The organism is Flavobacterium sp. K77, from assembly GCF_021608205.1.
Taxonomy (GTDB): domain Bacteria; phylum Bacteroidota; class Bacteroidia; order Flavobacteriales; family Flavobacteriaceae; genus Flavobacterium; species Flavobacterium turcicum.
Map to the genome: position 1 here is coordinate 481,927 of NZ_JAKIHO010000001.1, position 13,471 is coordinate 495,397.

Consider the following 13,471-nt stretch of genomic DNA (forward strand, 5'->3'; position numbering starts at 1 on the left):
CATTTCTAAAAATGGATAAAACACAATTACAATCAGAGATACAATATAAGGCTGTTAGGAGTAGTGGAGCTGGCGGTCAAAATGTGAACAAAGTATCTTCAAAAGTAGTGCTGAGTTTTGATTTGAAAAATACGCAAGGCTTGAACGAAGAACAAAAACAGTTGGTCGCGACGCAATTGCAAACACGTTTAACGGCTGATGGAATTTTAAATTTAAGTTGTGACGAAGACCGAAGTCAGCTTCGAAATAAGGAATTGGTAACAAAACGGTTCTTTGAAATGGTAAAAAAAGCACTAATTGTACCCAAAGAACGAAAACCTACCAAAATTCCTAAAGGTGTCATTCGCAAACGAATAAAGGATAAAAAGAGCGCTTCCGAAGTGAAAAAAAACCGTCGCAAACCCGATTTTTAAAATTTATTACAATTCATAATTTGTAATTCACTTTTTATAATTACTTTTGCACTGTCTCAAAGGGGTGCTCTAAATAACGAGCTGAGATCATACCCAAAGAACGGGAACAGGTAATGCTGTTTACGGAAAATTGACAAAATAGTAGAGTGCACGCTAGTGTCTTGTCATAGAAACAAATCATTTTATTAATTAAAACAAAAAAGAATAATTCCCCCTTTTATTCGTAATCTTTTTACGGATGAAAACTTTATTTTTCAAAAATGACCAAGTGCCAATGGCCGAGCGTCAAACAAAACTAATGCGAGTATTTTTTATACTTCTCACATTTTACACTTCACTTTTCACATTTGCACAGGTAAAAGATACTACTAACGTCAACAAGCTTGATGCGGTTTTAGTATCGGCAGTACGTGTTACTACAAAAACACCAGTTAGTTTTAGCAATCTCACTAAAAAAGAAATTAAATTCAGAAATCTAGGTCAAGACATTCCTATTTTAATGAACTACTTGCCGTCTGTCGTGACCACTTCTGATGCAGGAAATGGTGTGGGCTATACAGGTATACGAGTGCGTGGTAGTGATGCTACCCGTGTAAACGTTACCATCAACGGAATTCCTTATAACGACTCCGAAAGTCATGGCACGTATTGGGTGAATATGCCTGATTTTGCTTCATCTGTCGAAAGTTTACAATTGCAGCGTGGAGTAGGAACGTCTACCAATGGAGCGGGTGCTTTTGGCGCAAGCCTTAATATGCTTACTGATAATTTTGCAACAAAAAGTACTGGCGAAATCTCTAATTCGTTCGGAAGTTTCAATACACGTAAACATACCGTAAAATTCAGCACCGGATTGATGAACGATCATTTTGAAATTGCAGGCCGCTTGTCAGCATTAAACTCAGATGGGTTTATTGACAGAGGTGCTTCGGACTTGAAATCGTATTTTTTACAAGGAACTTACGTTGGTAAAACAACCTTAATCAAAGCTTTGGTTTTTGGAGGAAATGAAAAAACATATCAGTCTTGGAACGGAATTGATGGCGAAACCTTGAATGCCAATCGAAGATTCAACACGGCAGGTGCTTTTACAGATGAGCAAGGTAATATGCGTTTTTATGACAATGAAACCGATAATTACCAACAAGATCATTCGCAGTTGCATTGGAACGAGAAATTTTCGGATAAATGGAGTACCAATTTTGCTTTGCATTACACCAAGGGAAAAGGCTATTACGAAAATTACAAAGAAGATGCTGACTTTGCAGATTATGGATTACAGCCTTTTGGTACAGTTACGACAACCGATTTAGTGCGTCAAAAATGGTTGGATAATGATTTTTATGGAACCACTTTTTCAGCTAATTACAAAGATGAATCAATAGATGTCATTTTTGGTGGAGGCTGGAACAAGTACGAAGGCAATCATTTTGGTAAAGTGATTTGGGCTCGTTTTGCTTCGCAAAGTGAATTGGGTGACAAGTATTACGATGATGATGCCATCAAAACCGATGGAAATATTTTTGCAAAAGCCAATTATCAAATTACAAGTCAATTGAGTTTATTTGGAGACCTTCAATTTCGATCTGTAAATTACAAAGCAGATGGTGTGCAGGCGCTTCCTGTAAATGATACTTTTAACTTTTTTAACCCAAAAGCAGGTTTGACTTATACGGTAAATGCAAGCAATGCTTTGTACGCTTCGTACGCAAGAGCCAATAGAGAACCAAACAGGAGCGATTACGAAGGTGGCAATGTAAGGCCTGAGAAATTAAACGACTTTGAATTGGGTTGGAGGTATACTGCTGAGAAAACACAAATTAATACCAATGTGTATTATATTGCTTATAGAGACCAACTAATTTTGACCGGAAACCTGGATGATGTTGGCGCTCCAATTCGTTCTAACAGTGAAAAAAGTTACCGATTGGGATTAGAAGTAGATGCGACTATTGCGTTCAATGATCAGTGGATTATTCGACCTAATTTTACCTTGAGTGCCAATAAAAATAGAGACTTAGCTGTTGAAGGACAAAACTACGGAACTACAGATATTGCTTATTCTCCATCAATTATTGCAGGGAATATTATAGTGTATTCGCCTATTAAAAACCTGCATCTTTCATGGTTGCAAAAATTTGTGGGTGAGCAATACCTGAACAATATTGAGTTGCCAGCAGCACGATTAGCTGATTATTTTGTCAATGATCTAAACGTAGCATACACTTTTAAACCAAAAACCATATTTAACGAGATAGTCTTAACGGGCTTATTGAACAACTTTTTAGATAAAAAATACGTTTCAAATGGATACATGTACGATATCTATCCGTACTACTATCCGCAAGCAGGAACTAATTTCTTGCTGGGTTTGACCCTGAAGTTTTAAAAGAAGAGTTTGTAATTGGAGTAAATCCTGATGGTTCGCTGTCAGGATTTTTTATTTGCTGCTATCGATAAATATCACCAAAAGTGGGTATTGTAGGAGCTTTAAAAAAGAGGTATCCTTGTATTTGGTACTTTTAAACTAGCATATGGTATAATCGTCAAAATTAAACTTGAGGATTGCCCAATTTATCGCAAAATTGTTGTTTAGGAATATTTTGTTTGGTGTTAAAACAATCAATTTACAAGCGGATAAAAAGATTGTAGTGCCAATGCGTAATGCGTATAAAGTAGTTTCGGAATAAGAATTTGAGGATTTGCTTTTTAAAAAGTAATACAGCATTTTTTGAATTCAAATAAAATTTAATACTCAATTGTTGTCGTATGAAAATAATTTATATCAGCATTTTATTGCTTTGTTCTGTTGTTTATCCTCAGTCTTCAGGTACGGTAAGCTATAGCTTTCATACTGCAAATATTTTAAAGGATATAAAAAACCCACAGACTAAAGACTTTGCTAAAAAAATCGTTGATATCGCTAATCAGCAGGTTTTTAACTTGACTTTTAATAAAACAAAAACGCAATTTGTACAAGTAGAAAGTCTTACTCCAGTATCCGATTTCGATCAAAAATTAGGAAATGTAGCTAGAGCGGGATTTACTTCACATGATATCTTCAGCGATTTTGCTAATGAACGACAAGTTGAAATCATGAGTGATGGAACATTGGTTGAAAGTAAGAATGAGGATTTAAAATGGGAAATTACAGCAGACACAAAAGAAATTGGAGGCTATCTTTGTTACAAAGCCATTTTGAAAATTCCGTTTATAAACCGATATGGAGAAGCGAAAGTTAAAGAAGTGATAGCTTATTTTGCACCTAGTTTGCCTTATTCGTTTGGTCCAAAGGAGTTTTATGGATTACCAGGTTTGATTTTAGAACTTATTGAGAATCATAAAACTTTTGTGGTGTCAAAAATTAAATTATCGGATCAAGAATTAAAAATAGATTTTCCAAAAGGAAAAACAATTGCTAAAGAAGAATACATAAAGCGACTGGAATCAAGCATGGGAGCCGTAATTTTAAGTAAAAAAAGAGAAAAAGAAATTTCAAAACAATAACACTTAACATGAGGCCCAAAAAGAAGAAACTGTCAGCCAAGATAAATAAACTATTAAAAAATGAAAAAATTAGTATTTACCGCTCTAGCAGTGGTAGCATTTAGTGGAGCTGCAATGGCGAATACAGAAGAAGTTAAGGAAGTAGAGCTAAAGTTTGTAAATGATCCTTGTAGTGATGTATGTCATTTAGCTTATGACTTAGCAATAAAAGAAGGCGCAGATCATGACACAGCAGACAAGGCTGCAGATCTTGCGTATGGAAATTGTATAGCTTCAAGAAAAAATTTACCACAAGAAGCGGCAATTAGTCAATAAAGACAGATTAATATGAGGCACATTATTAATTTTATTTTAATGTGTCTCATTTAAAAAATAACAACAATGAAAAAATATTTTTTAATTTCCTTACTCTTACTATGTCTCTCCAATTTTGCGCAAGTAAAAGGTGGCATTGCTACGTACGGCGTTACCGTTATTGAAGATAAGGACAGTCAATTAGACAAACTCATGTTGTCTATGAACGCCAACTACTACTCCATAATAAAGGAATTTGAATTTATACTAAAGTTTAATTCTGAAAAAGCGCACTTTCAAATGACGGAGAAAATGTATTCTGATAATACGGCCGCCGATATGGGTATGGTAAAGATTAGATTCAACGGAAATTCTTTAATTGCCAATGACAGTATTTTCAGTGAATATTCTTCTAGAAATTTGGGTGATTTCATTGTTAAAAAAGCATTAAATAAAAATTGGACTTTAACAAACGAGTCAAAATTAATTGGAGTTTACAAATGCTTCAAAGCTACTACTGAAGATGTTGTAGTTACTAAAGAAAAGACCTTTCGTCATCCTATTACCGCATGGTATTGTCCAGAAATTCCTTTTCCGTATGGGCCCTTAAGTTACGGTGGTTTACCTGGATTAATCTTAGAATTGCAAACGAAAAATGGAGTATATGGTGTAAAAAAAATCGATTTAAAACAAACTCCAATCGAAATAGAGACTTTAAAAAAATATAAAATTATTGATGAACTGGAATTAAATGAACTAATAGAAAAAAAGCATAGTAATTAAATCTAAACTCAATTGAAAACGATATCATTCTAAATATTTCAATGCATAAAATACTCTTCTATTTTCTTTTTTTTACAACCCTAAGTTTCTCTCAATCCCGCTCCATTACTGGTGTGGTGGCTGAGGAGAACAACAAACCATTAAAGTCTGCAAACGTAATTGCAAAACCCTTACAAGAAAAAGCAAGTTTAAAATTTGCTATTGCTGATAATAAAGGTCGCTACCGCTTAAAGCTGGAACACAAGCAGACTATAAAAAGTAATGTCAAATTAGTTATTTTTGCTATTGTTGCGTTTTTCATTTTGTAAAGTTTGGTCTCTACATTCTGTTTATTGTAAAACATTTATTTGTTAATAGTTATTAAAAGTATTAACTTGTTAAAATTTAGTTAATATTTAAAGTAAATTCTTCTAAATAGTTTTTTTTTTTTTTTGATATTTGACTTGGTTAACCAAAAAAACTATTAATAAATTTAAAAATTTTAAGAATGAAGAAATTAGTATTTACCGCTCTAGCAGTGGTAGCATTTAGTGGAGCTGCAATGGCGAACACAGGAGAAGTTAAGGAAGATAAAGAGAAAGTAGTGTTTACTGATTGCATAGCAGTTGCAATTGCAGCAACAGATGCTGCTGATCCAGACAATAAATGGACTTCTGAGCAAACAAATACATTTTATCAAGGAATGCTGAATGCTTGTGCAGCTACAACACCAAAAGAAGCTGCAATATCTCAAAATTAATGAGGTAATCTAATGCTTTTTTTTGAACGGAGAGTAATAATTTTATTTATTACTTTCCGTTCAATTTTAATATTTATGTTCATCACGCAATTAATTGATCAAAAATGAAAAATTTATTACACATAACATTATTTTTTCTTGTTCAGGTTCTATATTCACAGGCTACATCTGGCAGTATTATTTATGGCATTAAACCAATTAGCTTTAAAATTAAAGAAGGAGTAGATGTAGCAACGAGAAATATGCTAGAAAAATCACAAGCTGCAGCCGAAAAACAAACTTTTGTTTTAGAGTTTAACGGAAGTAGGTCAAAATTTGTGATGAATGATGCCTTACTCAAAGATGCAAGTTCAGAGGAAGCTAAATTTTTCAACATGATTGGCGCCGTCAGGTTTACAGCAGATTATAGTTATTTTCTAGATCAAAAGGAAAATTTTGAATTGTTTAAGAAAAATGATGGAACTATAATAAAAAAAGACTTTCATAAAATCAATTGGGAGATCAGCACTGAAAGCAAAACAATTGATGGGTATTTATGTTACAAAGCCGTCTATAATAAGGAATACATTGCTAGAGATAATAAAACCAAAATTAATAGAATTGTTGCTTGGTTTGCCCCATCATTACCTTACGGTTTTGGTCCCAAAGAATACAATGGAACTCCAGGTTTAATTCTGGAATTACAGGAATTTGACACTATTTATTATGCATCTTCAATTACAATACTAAAAGATAAAGAACTTGAGATAGCCTTTCCAAAAGGAAAAACTGTCAGCCAAGAAGACTACACTAAAAAAGTACTTTCAAATTAATTTCAATGCATAAAATACTCTTCTGTTTTCTTTTTTTTACAACCCTAAGTTTCTCTCAATCCCGTTCCATTACTGGTGTGGTGGCTGAGGAGAACAATAAACCATTAGAGTCTGCAAACGTTATTGCAAAACCCTTACAAGAAAAAGCAAGCTTAAAATTTGCTATAGCTGATAATAAAGGACGCTACCGCTTAGAGCTGGAAAAAGCTGTGAAGTATGAAATTACGGTTTCGTACATTGGGTTTGAAGAGGAAGTGTTTATTCTTGAGGCAGATGCTGTGGTGACTACACACGATTTTACTTTAAAGTCTACAGGAGTTCAACTTAAAGAAATCGTTATCAAACACGAGTTCAAGCCCATCGAAATAAAAAAGGATACCATGACGTTTAACGTTAAAAGCTTTGCTAACGGCAACGAACGCAAAATGAAAGAAGTCCTTGAAAAACTTCCTGGCGTTGAAGTCGATAAAAACGGAGGCGTTACCGTACAAGGTAAAAAAGTTACTAAAATGCTTGTTGAGGGCAAATCTTTTTTTGGTGGTGGCTCTAAACTAGCGGTTGAAAACATTCCTGCTGATGCGCTCGATAAAATTGAAGTCATTGACCACTTTAACGAAGTGGGTTTTATGAAGCAGGTTTCGGATAGTGATGAACTAGCCATGAATGTAAAGCTCAAAGCCGATAAAAAGAAATTTGTTTTTGGTGATGTTGAGGCTGGTGCCGAAGTAGGTAATGCCGATAATGGTTTTTATCTTGGGCACGCTGCTTTGTTTTATTATGCTCCTAAAACAAACCTAAGTTTTATAGGCGATTTAAACAACATTGGTAAACGCACCTTTACATTTGATGACCTGATGCGTTTTGGTGGTGGTATGAGCACCTTTTTATCGGGTCGAAAATCACTCACTAATTTGTATTCCTTTGCCAATGACAACCAAGATGTGGTGCAGAATGCGTCCCAATTTGGCGCTTTTAATTTTAGCCACGATACTTCATCAAAACTGTCTATTTCTGGTTTTTCTATTTTTTCGAAAGTGTTGACGGCATCGCAAACCGAAAGTAAAAATGAGTATTTGCAAAACAGTGCCATTGCTTTTGAAAACCGATTGCAAGAAGGTACCAATCGCGCTGTTTTAGGAATTGGCAACATCAAACTAGATTACTCGCCTAGCGCAAAAGAAAAATGGTACTACAACGGACAATACCAGTCGAGTAATAATACCATTTCAAACACCATCAACTCGATTACCAATGTTAATGCGAGTATTTTTGAAACACTCAACAAAGCTGATAATACTGCCATAAAACAATACATTGAGTGGCACAAAAGTTACAATCTAAAACACACCACCACTTTAGTAATCAATCAAGCATACGATTACAACACGCCACGAACCAACTGGTTTACTGATCAGCCTTTTTTGGCAGGATTAATTCCGCTACAAGAGGATAGCGCGTACCGCATTGAACAAGTTAAAAAAGTAAAAACCAATAGCGTTGATGCACTTTTTAAACACTATTGGATTATCAATAATTTCAATCACTTGTACACCAATGTGGGGAATAATTACGGTAATTCCCGTTTAGAAACCACAGAGCAGCAATTACTAACCAACGGGAATGTCAATGATTTTGCTTTGTCTGGTTTTGGGAACTCGATAAAATACCAATTGAATGATGCCTATGTGGGTTTAGAATACAAGTTCAGAATAGGAAAATGGACCAATAAACCAGGTTTGTACGCGCATTGGTATCATTTAACTACAGAACAAAAGTCGGGAGAGCGAGCACTTACTAAAACACTTTTGCAACCACAGTGGAACAGCGATTACGAGTTCAATAAGTCAGAATCTTTAAATTTTGTCTACAAACTAGAAAATAGTTTTCCACAAGCTACGCAACTTGCCGAACAGTTTACCTTGCAAAATTATAACTTGGTTTACAAAGGAAATGCCTTATTACAAAACGAGCGCTTCCACAATGCCAACCTGCGTTACACGAAAACGAACTTGTATCGTGGGATCACTTGGAACGCCATGGCAAGTTGGAATCAAAAAGTAAGAACGATCCGCAACGAAATTCAATTAGATGGTATCAATCAGTTTAATACCCCAATTTTAAGCGATAATCCCGAGACGAATTACAATCTAAACGGTTCTTTTAGCAAAAAGATATACCGTTTTGACTTGAGGTTCAATACTAATTTTAGTTGGTTTACGTATTTCCAAACACTAAACAATACTGAAACCTTGAACAATAGAAACAATCAAAGGTTGGGCGTAGTACTTCGTACGGCACACAAAAAATGGCCGGGTTTTAGTATCGGATACAACAAAGGATTTAGTCAGTTTTCGGGCTTGACCCAATCTCAGTTTCAAACCGATGCGATTACATCAGATTTTGACATTACTATGGCAAAATTTTGGACGTTCAAATGCAGTTACGAAAATCTGAAAAACACCAATAGTAACAAGCAGAGTAATTTTTACGACATCGCCAATTCTTCGTTGCGTTATCAAAAAAAGAACAGTCCTTTTGGATTTGAGTTAATAGCCAACAACCTTTTTGACAACAAGGTGAAAAATGATTTTTCCTTCTCAGATTATCTAATCAGTCAGCGCACCACTTTTGTATTACCAAGAGTTTTTATGCTATCTGTAAGTTATAAATTATAATTTAGTTATACACACGCAATACGTCTCCATTAACTTGAACTCGGTATTGTTTCAAAGGATATTGTGCGCCGCCTTGAGCTTGGCCAGAAAACAAGCTATATTCTTTACTGTCACAAGAGCAAACTACATTGATTCCTTTTAGAGTCAGATTAGAACAAGAGTTCAAAGCTTGGTTTGGACAGGCTGCGTCAAAAGCATTATAATTACCCGGACCTGTACAAAATACGTAAATCCCTTTTGCACCAACTCCAGAAACATAAACCGCATTACTAACAAATTTTAGATTTGAATAGGTAGGCAAATTTAGGTTGAGGTCAAGGGTAAAAGTATAGTTGGGAATAAAAGGATTGTTGTTGTTCACATCAGATTCACTGCAGGAAAACAGTACTGCAGCCAAAGCAAAAAGGTAGATATATTTTTTCATTTTTAAAATAGTGGTAAAGTATTAGCGAAACAAATTTAATTTATTTAACTTTGACTTATATATGATTAACATATAATTATAGTCGAAAAAAAAATTTTACAATTTTGTGGAAAGAAATCCCGTCCTGATGGGATTTTTTCTATTTATATAAATAATGAAGTTATGAGCACAGTATCCTATTACACCGCAGACGGATTAAAAAAATTAAGAGAAGAATTAGATTATTTAAAAAGTGTGATGCGTCCAAAAGCATCTGCTGATATTGCTGAGGCGAGAGATAAAGGTGATTTGTCTGAAAATGCAGAATATGATGCGGCCAAAGAAGCGCAAGGAATGCTAGAAATGCGAATTGCAAAACTAGAAGAAGTGCATGCTAATGCCCGATTAATTGACGAAAGCAACTTGGATTTGTCTAAAGTTTTGGTGTTATCAAACGTAAAGATTAAGAATCAAAACAACGGCATGGAAATGAAATACACCTTGGTAGCAGAAAGCGAAGCTGATCTTAAAACTGGAAAAATTTCGGTAACCTCGCCAATTGGTAAAGGTTTACTGGGGAAATCAGTAGGCGAAGTTGCTGAAATTACAGTACCAAACGGTGTATTGAAATTTGAAATTCTTGAAATCACTAGAGACTAATTTTGAAAAAAAAGTTGAGGTTCAACTCCTAAAATTGTAAGTATGTCAAGTATTTTTACCAAAATTATTCAAGGAGAAATTCCATGTTACAAAATTGCCGAAGACGATCGTTTCCTGGCGTTTTTAGATGTGAATCCAAACGCAAAAGGTCACACACTTTGCATTCCGAAACAAGAAATCAATAAGATTTTTGATATGGATGACGATCTGTATTTGGGGTTAATGCAGTTTTCTAAAAAAATAGCAATTGCACTCGAAAAAACAGTTCCTTGTAAACGCGTAGGGATGGCAGTTGTAGGACTCGAAGTTCCTCATGCGCACGTACACTTGATTCCGCTAAACGAAATGGACGAAATGCGTTTTCAAAATAAAGTAACTCTTACCACCGAAGAATTTACTGCACTGGCAGCAGCAATCGCAGCCAATTTGTAAAAATTAAAACATAAAAAATTATAAAAGGAATACGACAAAAACGTATTCCTTTTTTTATGAATTAGATATAGAGTCTTGTTTGATTTTTAGGAGTACTTGCATGGTAGTTCCTTTGCCAATTTCAGACTGTAAAACTTTAATTGTGCCTTTGTGATATTCTTCTACAATTCGTTTGGTTAAAGAAAGTCCCAATCCCCAACCGCGTTTTTTGGTTGTAAAACCGGGCTCAAAAATAGTTTGAAACTGTTTTTTTTGAATGCCGCTGCCCGTATCTGTAACGTTGATTTTTACCGTGTCAGCGTCGGCAACAATAGCCAGTTGAAGTTTTCCTTTTCCCTTCATGGCATCAATTGCATTTTTAACCAAATTTTCTATCGTCCAACTGTGCAAAATAGGGTTAAGCTGTACCCAAATCGGGTGTTTTGGAGCGCTAAAAGTAAAGTAAATTTGTTTTGAAAACCGCGATTGTAAGTAATCATAGGCCTGTTGTGTTTCGTGAACAATATCAGTGCGTTCTAGTTTGGGTTCCGAACCAATTTTTGAAAATCGGTCGGTTATTGTTTGCAGGCGTTCAATATCTTTTTCTATTTCTTGTGTGATCGAGGCGTCCACGTCATCTGCTTTTAAAATTTCGACCCAACCGATTAATGAAGATAGCGGCGTACCTATTTGATGCGCAGTTTCCTTTGCCATTCCGGCCCATAATTTATTTTGCGTCGCCATTTTGGTACTACGGTAAAAATTATAAACTAAGCCGCCAAAAAGCACAATTATTAACACCAACGCAAGCGGATAATACTTCAGTTTGTTGAGTAACGAGGAGTTGCCGTAATACAGTTTTTGAAATTTTCCGGGTACATATTCAATAACAATAGGATCATTTTCTGATTTTAAATCTTGTAAAAATGTTTGGGCTTTTATTTTGTTTTTTACAATCTCTTCATCAATGTTAACCGTATTGATAATGCTATCTTTTTCGGTTAAAATGATCGGGATGGAAGTGTTGTTGCTAAATATTTGTAGAGGCAGTTCTACCTCAGTATTTTCGTCAGCGTTGATCAGTGTTTTTTGCGCCTGTGCCCATAAATTCATCTTTAATCGTTCTTCATTTTTAAAAATTTGAAAAAACGAATACGTATTCCATAAAATCAAGGAAATGATTAAAAACGAAGCAAAAATGATGACCCATCGGGTGGTGTTTCTACGATCAGAAAACTGCATAAGGAAAATTTTGAATGTTAAATATAACGAAATAAATGGCGTACTATTTTAGTTTTTGATAAAGAATTTTTGACAGCACCACAAGCAAGATAATTTTGTTTAAAATGTAGCAAGCCATTCTAAAAACCAAATTCATTTACTTACTTTTGTATGCTACAGTAAAAAAATGTCTTTATGCTAACGATAGATCCTAAAAGTATTTCTACAGCTCAATTACAAGGTTATTTGCAAGGTTCAGTAGGTCCAAGACCTATTGCATTTGCCAGTACAATGGATGCCGATGGCAATGCCAATGTATCGCCTTTTAGTTTTTTTAATGTGTTTAGTGCCAATCCGCCTATTCTTATTTTTTCGCCAGCACGCCGTGTTCGAGACAATACCATTAAACACACGCTTATTAATGCTGAGGCAACTAAAGAGGTGGTGATTAATGTGGTGAATTATGATATTGTACAGCAAATCTCGTTGGCTAGTACTGAATATGCTGACGGTGTTGATGAATTTGTTAAATCAGGATTAACGCCTGTTGCTTCTGATATTGTAAAACCGTATCGAGTAAAAGAATCACCGGTACAATTTGAGTGCAAAGTCAATCAAATTATTTCCTTGGGTTCAGAGGGTGGTGCAGGTAACTTAGTCGTGTGCGAAGTAGTAAAAATTCATATTGACGAGGCCGTTTTAGACAGTAACGGAGCCATAGATCAACATAAAATTGACTTGGTGTCGCGTTTGGGTGGCAATTGGTATTCTAGATCCAATCAAGGACTTTTTGAAGTGCCAAAACCACTAGCTACCTTAGGAATTGGTGTAGATGCAATACCAGATTTTATCAAGCAAAGCCCCGTGTTTAACGGAAACGATTTAGGAATTTTAGGAAATGTTGAAGCCTTGCCTACAACCGAAGAAGTTAGTATATTTGTACAACAAAATTTTGCAGTAAAAGCCGTTTTGAGCTCCGATGATCCTGAAAAAGTACAGCTCGAGGCCAAAAGATATTTGAACGAAAATGATGTTGACTCAGCATGGAAAGTCCTTCTGGCTGAGCCTATTAAACAGAGCAAAAACAATTAATATAGAGAAGATGGAAGTAACAGGAAAAATTAAAATGATTGATCAAACTAAAGAAGTTGGATCAGGCGGTTTCAAAAAAAGAGATGTTGTAGTTACAACTGATGAGCAATATCCACAGCACATTTTGGTACAATTTGTACAAGATAAATGTGATTTGTTGAATAATTTTCAAGTAGGTGAGTCAGTAAAAATTGATATCAATTTAAGAGGTAGAGAGTGGACTAACGCACAAGGCGAAACGGTTTATTTCAACACTATTCAAGGTTGGAGAATAGGGAAATTGCAAGAAGGCGCTGCTGCAGCTCCTCAAATGCCACCTATGCCTGCTGCACAAGCTTTTGCACCAGCAACCAACTTAAACGAAGAAGAAGCAGACGATTTACCGTTCTAAGATAAACTTCCAAATTATTGAAATTCCAAATTCCAACTTGAACCTGTTTTCATTTCGGAATTTGGTTTTT

Annotated in this window: 15 protein-coding genes; 13 read left to right on the forward strand and 2 right to left on the reverse strand. The window is 35.1% G+C overall.

The features are described from left to right. Positions 1-11: 11 nt before the first annotated feature. From arfB to L1S34_RS02185, 9 genes are all read left to right on the forward strand, one after another. Positions 12-413: an alternative ribosome rescue aminoacyl-tRNA hydrolase ArfB gene (arfB, locus tag L1S34_RS02145; protein WP_236362565.1), complete on the forward strand. Its 402-nt coding sequence runs from the start codon at positions 12-14 to the stop codon at positions 411-413. Positions 414-651: 238 nt separating this feature from the next. Further along, positions 652-2,802 carry a TonB-dependent receptor gene (locus L1S34_RS02150; RefSeq protein ID WP_236362567.1) on the forward strand — a complete coding sequence of 717 codons (2,151 nt, stop codon included), beginning with the start codon at positions 652-654 and terminating at the stop codon, positions 2,800-2,802. A gap of 380 nt (positions 2,803-3,182) precedes the next feature. Then, positions 3,183-3,920, forward strand: a complete 738-nt coding sequence (locus L1S34_RS02155; protein ID WP_236362569.1) for a GLPGLI family protein — start codon at positions 3,183-3,185, stop codon at positions 3,918-3,920. 60 nt (positions 3,921-3,980) lie between these two features. Continuing rightward, positions 3,981-4,235: a hypothetical protein gene (locus L1S34_RS02160; protein ID WP_236362571.1), complete on the forward strand. Its 255-nt coding sequence runs from the start codon at positions 3,981-3,983 to the stop codon at positions 4,233-4,235. Positions 4,236-4,301: 66 nt separating this feature from the next. Continuing rightward, a complete protein-coding gene (locus L1S34_RS02165; RefSeq protein WP_236362573.1) occupies positions 4,302-4,997 on the forward strand; it encodes a GLPGLI family protein in 696 nt (231 codons plus the stop codon). Between the two features lie 41 nt (positions 4,998-5,038). Then, positions 5,039-5,305 (forward strand): hypothetical protein, encoded by a 267-nt coding sequence (locus L1S34_RS02170; protein ID WP_236362575.1) that lies wholly within the window; start codon positions 5,039-5,041, stop codon positions 5,303-5,305. 179 nt (positions 5,306-5,484) lie between these two features. Next, the gene (locus tag L1S34_RS02175) at positions 5,485-5,736 is read left to right on the forward strand and encodes a hypothetical protein (protein ID WP_236362577.1); all 252 of its coding nucleotides are present in this window, start codon (positions 5,485-5,487) and stop codon (positions 5,734-5,736) included. A 104-nt stretch (positions 5,737-5,840) separates the two neighbouring features. Beyond that, entirely contained in the window at positions 5,841-6,548 is a 708-nt protein-coding gene (locus tag L1S34_RS02180) for a GLPGLI family protein (RefSeq protein WP_236362579.1), read from the forward strand. A 5-nt stretch (positions 6,549-6,553) separates the two neighbouring features. Continuing rightward, complete coding sequence (locus tag L1S34_RS02185; RefSeq protein WP_236362581.1) at positions 6,554-9,223, forward strand: carboxypeptidase regulatory-like domain-containing protein; 2,670 nt, start codon at positions 6,554-6,556, stop codon at positions 9,221-9,223. A gap of 1 nt (position 9,224) precedes the next feature. On the opposite strand, the gene L1S34_RS02190 is transcribed toward L1S34_RS02185, so the two are convergent. Beyond that, positions 9,225-9,647 carry a Rieske (2Fe-2S) protein gene (locus L1S34_RS02190; protein WP_236362583.1) on the reverse strand — a complete coding sequence of 141 codons (423 nt, stop codon included), beginning with the start codon at positions 9,645-9,647 and terminating at the stop codon, positions 9,225-9,227. Between the two features lie 162 nt (positions 9,648-9,809). Here L1S34_RS02190 and greA point away from each other — a divergent pair, with 162 nt between their 5' ends. Both greA and L1S34_RS02200 read left to right on the forward strand, forming a co-directional pair. Then, entirely contained in the window at positions 9,810-10,286 is a 477-nt protein-coding gene (greA, locus tag L1S34_RS02195) for a transcription elongation factor GreA (RefSeq protein ID WP_236362585.1), read from the forward strand. A 42-nt stretch (positions 10,287-10,328) separates the two neighbouring features. Beyond that, a complete protein-coding gene (locus tag L1S34_RS02200) occupies positions 10,329-10,718 on the forward strand; it encodes an HIT family protein (protein ID WP_236362587.1) in 390 nt (129 codons plus the stop codon). Between the two features lie 54 nt (positions 10,719-10,772). Here the strand turns inward: L1S34_RS02200 and L1S34_RS02205 are convergent, their stop codons facing one another. Then, complete coding sequence (locus tag L1S34_RS02205) at positions 10,773-11,939, reverse strand: sensor histidine kinase (RefSeq protein WP_236362589.1); 1,167 nt, start codon at positions 11,937-11,939, stop codon at positions 10,773-10,775. 174 nt (positions 11,940-12,113) lie between these two features. Between L1S34_RS02205 and L1S34_RS02210 the strand changes: the two genes are divergently transcribed. Further along, positions 12,114-13,010 carry a flavin reductase family protein gene (locus L1S34_RS02210; protein WP_236362591.1) on the forward strand — a complete coding sequence of 299 codons (897 nt, stop codon included), beginning with the start codon at positions 12,114-12,116 and terminating at the stop codon, positions 13,008-13,010. A gap of 10 nt (positions 13,011-13,020) precedes the next feature. After that, on the forward strand, positions 13,021-13,401 hold the full coding sequence (locus tag L1S34_RS02215; protein WP_236362593.1) for a DUF3127 domain-containing protein: 381 nt from the start codon (positions 13,021-13,023) through the stop codon (positions 13,399-13,401). The last annotated feature ends 70 nt before the right edge of the window (positions 13,402-13,471 follow it).